General features: G+C 68.1%; 2 protein-coding genes. Both read right to left on the bottom strand.

Features of this window, described 5'->3' with window-relative positions; genetic code table 11:
- On the bottom strand, positions 1-4,818 hold a 4,818-nt coding region (locus FEM01_RS23900), incomplete at its 3' end, for a non-ribosomal peptide synthetase (RefSeq protein WP_138221879.1).
- Positions 4,815-4,973 (bottom strand): phosphopantetheine-binding protein (locus tag FEM01_RS23895; RefSeq protein ID WP_138221878.1); only part of this gene is annotated, 159 nt, incomplete at its 5' end. The genes FEM01_RS23895 and FEM01_RS23900, both read right to left, overlap by 4 nt.

The raw sequence follows: 4,973 nt of genomic DNA, 5'->3' as shown, positions 1-4,973 counted from the left end.
CCCGCGCACAGCCAGCGCGTCGGGGCTGCGCCGGACCTGTGTCTCGATCAGGCCATGCACGGTCTGTTCGAGATCGTATTCCACCGCGGTGGCGTTGAACTCCAGCAATAGGCGATGACGCTCCTCGGGTGCCAGCAGTTCGATCTTGGCCAGCTCGGCCTGGTCGTTGGCCACCATCGCCCGCAGTAGTTGCTCGAAATAGCCCGCATAGCGGCGCACGCTGCTTTCATCGAACAGCGCCGTCGCGTATTCCAGCGAGCCGACGATGCAGTCATCCTGCTCGCCCAGGTTCAACGACAGGTCGAACTTGGCCAACTGCCCGGCCTGGGCCACCCCTTCGATGTGCAGGCCATCCAGGCTCAGCTCGCCGAGCGATCCCGGCAGCCAGTTGAGGGTGGTTTGCAAGAGCGGTGCGTGAGCCAGGCTACGGCTCGGGCGCAGCGCCTCGACCACCTGCTCGAACGGCAACGCCTGATGCGCCTGGGCCTCCAGCAGCCGGGCCTTGACCTGGCCCAGCAGCGCTGCACTGCTGACAGCCTCGGGCACTTCGATACGCAGCGCCAGGGTGTTGACGAACAACCCCACCAACCCCTCAAGCTCAGCCCGGTCGCGCCCGGCCACCGGGCAGCCGATCACCACTTCCTGCTGACCCGCCAGGCGTGTCAGCAGGCTGGCCCAGGCGCTCAGCAGCACCATGTAGGGCGTGGCCCCGTGGCGCAGGGCCAGGCCTCGCAGGCCGGCGCTCAGACCTGCATCCAGGCGTACCGGCAACGTGGCGCCGGCATGTTCCTGGCGCGCCGGGCGTGGTCGATCCCAGGGCAAGGTCAGCAACGTCGGGGCGCCGGCCAGGCTGCGCTGCCAAAAGGCCACATGTTGCTGCAAGCGCTCGCCATCCAGCCAGCGCCGTTGCCACAAGGCGTAGTCAGTGTATTGCAGAGCCAACGGCGGCAGCGGATCGGGCAGGCCACGGCGCAGGGCCGGATACAGCTGCGACAGCTCGGCGGTGAGCACCGCCAGCGAGCCGCCGTCGGCAACGATATGGTGCACGGTGACCGCCAGCACGTGGTAGTCATCGGCCAGTTGCAACAGGCTGGCACGCAGCAGCGGGCCTTGGCCAAGGTCGAACGGCAGGACCGCCACCTGCTGTAAATGCTCAGCGAGGCGCTGGGGCGCCTGACGCAGGTCGATCCGTTGCAGCCACCCAGGCCCAGGCGTCGCGCACAGTTGCACCTGCACCTGCTCGCCGTCGGCCATCAAGCGACTGCGCAACGTGTGATGACGCTCGACGATGCGCAGCAAGGCGGCTTCCAGCGCCTGCGCATCCAGCGCGCCACGCAGGCCCAAGGCCATGGGAATGTGATAGGCCTGCCCAGCCTCGCCCATCTGCGCAAGGAACCACAGGCGTTGCTGGGCATACGACAGCATCCCGGCCTGCCCGGCAGGCGCTGGCACGATCGGCGGTACTGCGCTGCCCTGCGCGCTAGTCAGGTAATCGGCCAACGCGGCCAGTTCGGCATGCGCGAACAGCGCGTTCAGTGGCAATTCCGCGCCCAGGCGCAGGCGCACCTGGGATACCAGGCGCATGGCCAGCAGCGAGTGCCCGCCCAGCTCGAAGAAGTGGTCGCGCCGCCCTACCCGCTCAACCTGCAGCAACTCGCTCCAGATCTGCGCCAGGGTGCGCTCCAGCTCGCCCTGCGGGGCCTCGTAGCCGCGCTCGAACAGCGCCGTGCGCTCGGGTGCCGGCAAGGCCCGGCGGTCAAGCTTGCCGTTGGCGGTCAATGGAAATGCCGGCAAGGCGACGTAGGCCACCGGCACCATGTAGTCGGGCAGGTGCGCCTGCAACTGCGCGCGCAAGCCTGCCGGCGTGGCCTCTTCCCCCTCGGACTGGGCCGTGAAGTAGGCCACCAGGCGCGGTTGTCCCGGCTGGTCCTCGCGGGCCAGCACTACCGCCTCGCGGATCCCCGGCAGGCTGCCCAGCCGGCTCTCGATCTCGCCCAGTTCGATGCGTACACCGCGGATCTTTACCTGATCATCGTTGCGCCCCAGGTACTCCAGGGTGCCGTCGGCCAGCCAGCGCACCAAGTCGCCAGTGCGGTACATGCGCCCTGCATGGAACGGGTCGTCGAGAAAACGCTCGGCAGTCAGGTCCGGGCGCCCCAGATAGCCCCGCGCAATCCCGGCGCCGCCCACGTACAGCTCGCCGGCTACCCCCAACGGTACCGGTTGCGCCTGGGTGTCGAGTACGTACAGGCGCGTGTTGTCCACTGCCGCGCCAATATGCAGTACCCCGCCAGGCTGAACCACGCCAGAGCTGGCTACCACGGTGGTTTCGGTGGGCCCGTAGTTGTTCACCACGCTGAAGGTCGGGGCGCGGTTGAACTGGCGCAGGCGGTCACCGCCGATCAGCAAGGTGCGCAGGGTCGGGTGGCCAAGCTGCTGGCCGAACGCGTATTCGGCCACCGGCGTGGGCAGGAAGCTCACATCCAGCGGCTGCGCCTGCCACCAGCGCAGCAGCGCATCAAGGTCGTCGTTGCCGTCACCAGGCGGTGCGACATGCACGCAGGCGCCGCTGCACAGCGCCGGCCACAGCTCCCAGGCCATGGCGTCGAAGCCGACGCCGGCCAGGCTCGATGTGTGCCGCCCCGGCCCCACGTCGAAGGCCCGGCAGTGCCAGCCCACCAGGTTGGCCAGGGTCCGGTGCTCGACCATCACGCCCTTGGGCAACCCGGTGGAGCCGGAGGTGTAGATCACGTAGGCCAGGTTGGCCGGGGTCAGGCCGGGTACCTGTGGATTGTCGTCGCGGGCCGGCCAGTCGGATTGGTCGAGGTTCAGCAGCGGCACCTGCACGGCATCCAGCCGCCCGCGCAAGGCTTGTTGGGTCAGCACCACTTGGGGCGCGCTGTCAGCCAGAAGGTAGGCGATGCGCTCATCCGGGTGCGCCGGGTCGACTGGCACATAGGCGCCGCCCGCCTTCAGCACCGCCAGCAGCCCAACCACAGTGTCCAGGCCACGGCGGGCAACTACCGCGACCCGCGCATCAGGGCAGACGCCGAGGGCGATCAACTGATGGGCAAGCGCATTGGCGCGACGATTCAGGGTGGCGTAGTCCAGTGTCTGTTCCAGGCAACTGGCGGCGATAGCCGTCGGGCGTGCTGCGGCCTGGCGTTCCACGTGCTGGTGCAAGGTCAAGGTGAGGTCGTGGGAGTAACCCTGGGTGTTGAGTTCGTCGAGCAACCCGCGGCGCTCTGCCTGCGGCAGTACCGATAGACTGTGCAACGCTGCCTGCCCGCCCTGCTCCAAGGCCTCGACCAAGGTCCGCATGGCCTGCTCCAGGTAACCGCAGACCCGCTCCCCAGGTACCTCGGTGCTGGCCAGCAGGGTCAGGCGCAAGGTCTCGCCGAGGTCGTCGACGCTTAAGGTCAGTGGGTAGTTGCTGTGCTCCTCGGAGTGCAGGATATCGATGCCGGCCCAAGCTGCACGCTCCTGGGCGCTGGCATCGACGGCGCTGTGGCGATAGTTGAGCAGGCTGTTGAACAGGGGCGTCGGCGCAGCCACTGCGCTGCACCGCTGGGCCAACGCCAGGGGAGCGTGCTCGTGGCGCATCAGCGAGGCCAGACGCTGATGGGTGGCCTTGAGCGCCTCGGCCACGACCCGTGCGCCCAGTTCCACGCGCAGTGGCAAGGTGTTGATGAAGATCCCCAAGGCCCGATCGGTGGCTTCGGCACCTTGCAGGCGGCCCATCAACACGGTGCCGAATACCACGCTCGATTGCCCGGTCAGGGCACCCAGCACCTGGGCCCAACCCAGGTGGAACAGGCTCGCTACGCTGACCCCGCTGGCCCTGGCCTGGGCGCGGATGCGCAGGCACAGCGCGCTGTCCAGGGCCAGGCTGTGTGCGTCGGTGTGTCCGCCGTCGGCCTGTACGTCCTGCAACTGGTACGCCAGGGTCGGGGTGTCGAGGTCCTCCAGCATGCTTCGGAAGAACGCCTCGTGCTGGGCTTCGCTCACACCCAGGCAGGCCTGGGCCACATAGTTGCGAAACGGCACCGGCGTGCCCAGGCTGGCGCCCAGACCTTGCAGCAGTGCCTGCAATTCGTGGCGTACCACGTCCAGGGCGCTGTGGTCGAGGGCGATATGGTGGAACTGCAAGCTGGCCAGGATCCGCCCGTTCTCCTCGGCAGCCCGGTAGCGCAGGCGAATCAACGGCGCCTGGGCAAGGTCCAGCCAGGGCGCGTCATCGCCCTCCTCGACCTGTAGCGGCGCCTCACGCCAGACCACTTGCAGCGGTTGCTCCAGCCCGTCCCAGTGCACCGAGGTACGCAGGATGTCATGCCGCGCGATCACCCCGCGCAAGGCCTCGGCGAAGGCGTCCAGGCGCTGGCGGTCGGCGAACGCAAACTGCGCCTGCATCACGTAGGGGTCGCTGCCGCTGCTGCTGACGTGGTGATAGAGAATGCCCTGCTGCAAGGGGGCCAGCGGGTAGATGTCCTGTACGTTGGCTGCCCCGCCCGGCACCTGGGCCAGCAGCCGGTCGATGGCGTCCTGTTCGAGCGCGGCCAAGGTCAGCATGTCAGGGGTGATATGCGTGCAACCGGCGGCAATGCCGTTGGCCGGGACTTGCACCGGGCCGCGCTGGCCGGGCTGGTAGCCGCCGCAGGCCAGCAGCGCGATCAACGCCGCCTTGTGCTCGCGCAGTTGTGCCATCAGGTGCGGGTCGCTCAGCGCCTGGCGGTTGCCCTGCACGGCCAGTTGACCCTCCTTCAGGGCCAGCTGGATGTCATGGCTGGCCAAGGTGGCCAGAAGTTGTTCGATGCTCACAGGACGATCTCCATTCTGTCTGTGATGGCTGCGTAGCCGGCCAAGGTGGGTTGTTCGAACAAGGCGCGCACTTCGGCCTCCAAGCCGTGTTCACGCAAGCGCGCGGTGAGGGTCACCGCCAACAGCGAGTGGCCGCCCAGTTCGAAGAAGTTGTC

This window comes from Pseudomonas mosselii, assembly GCF_005796105.1.
GTDB classification, from domain to species: domain Bacteria; phylum Pseudomonadota; class Gammaproteobacteria; order Pseudomonadales; family Pseudomonadaceae; genus Aquipseudomonas; species Aquipseudomonas mosselii_C.
This window is presented reverse-complemented; position numbering and strand designations above follow the sequence as displayed.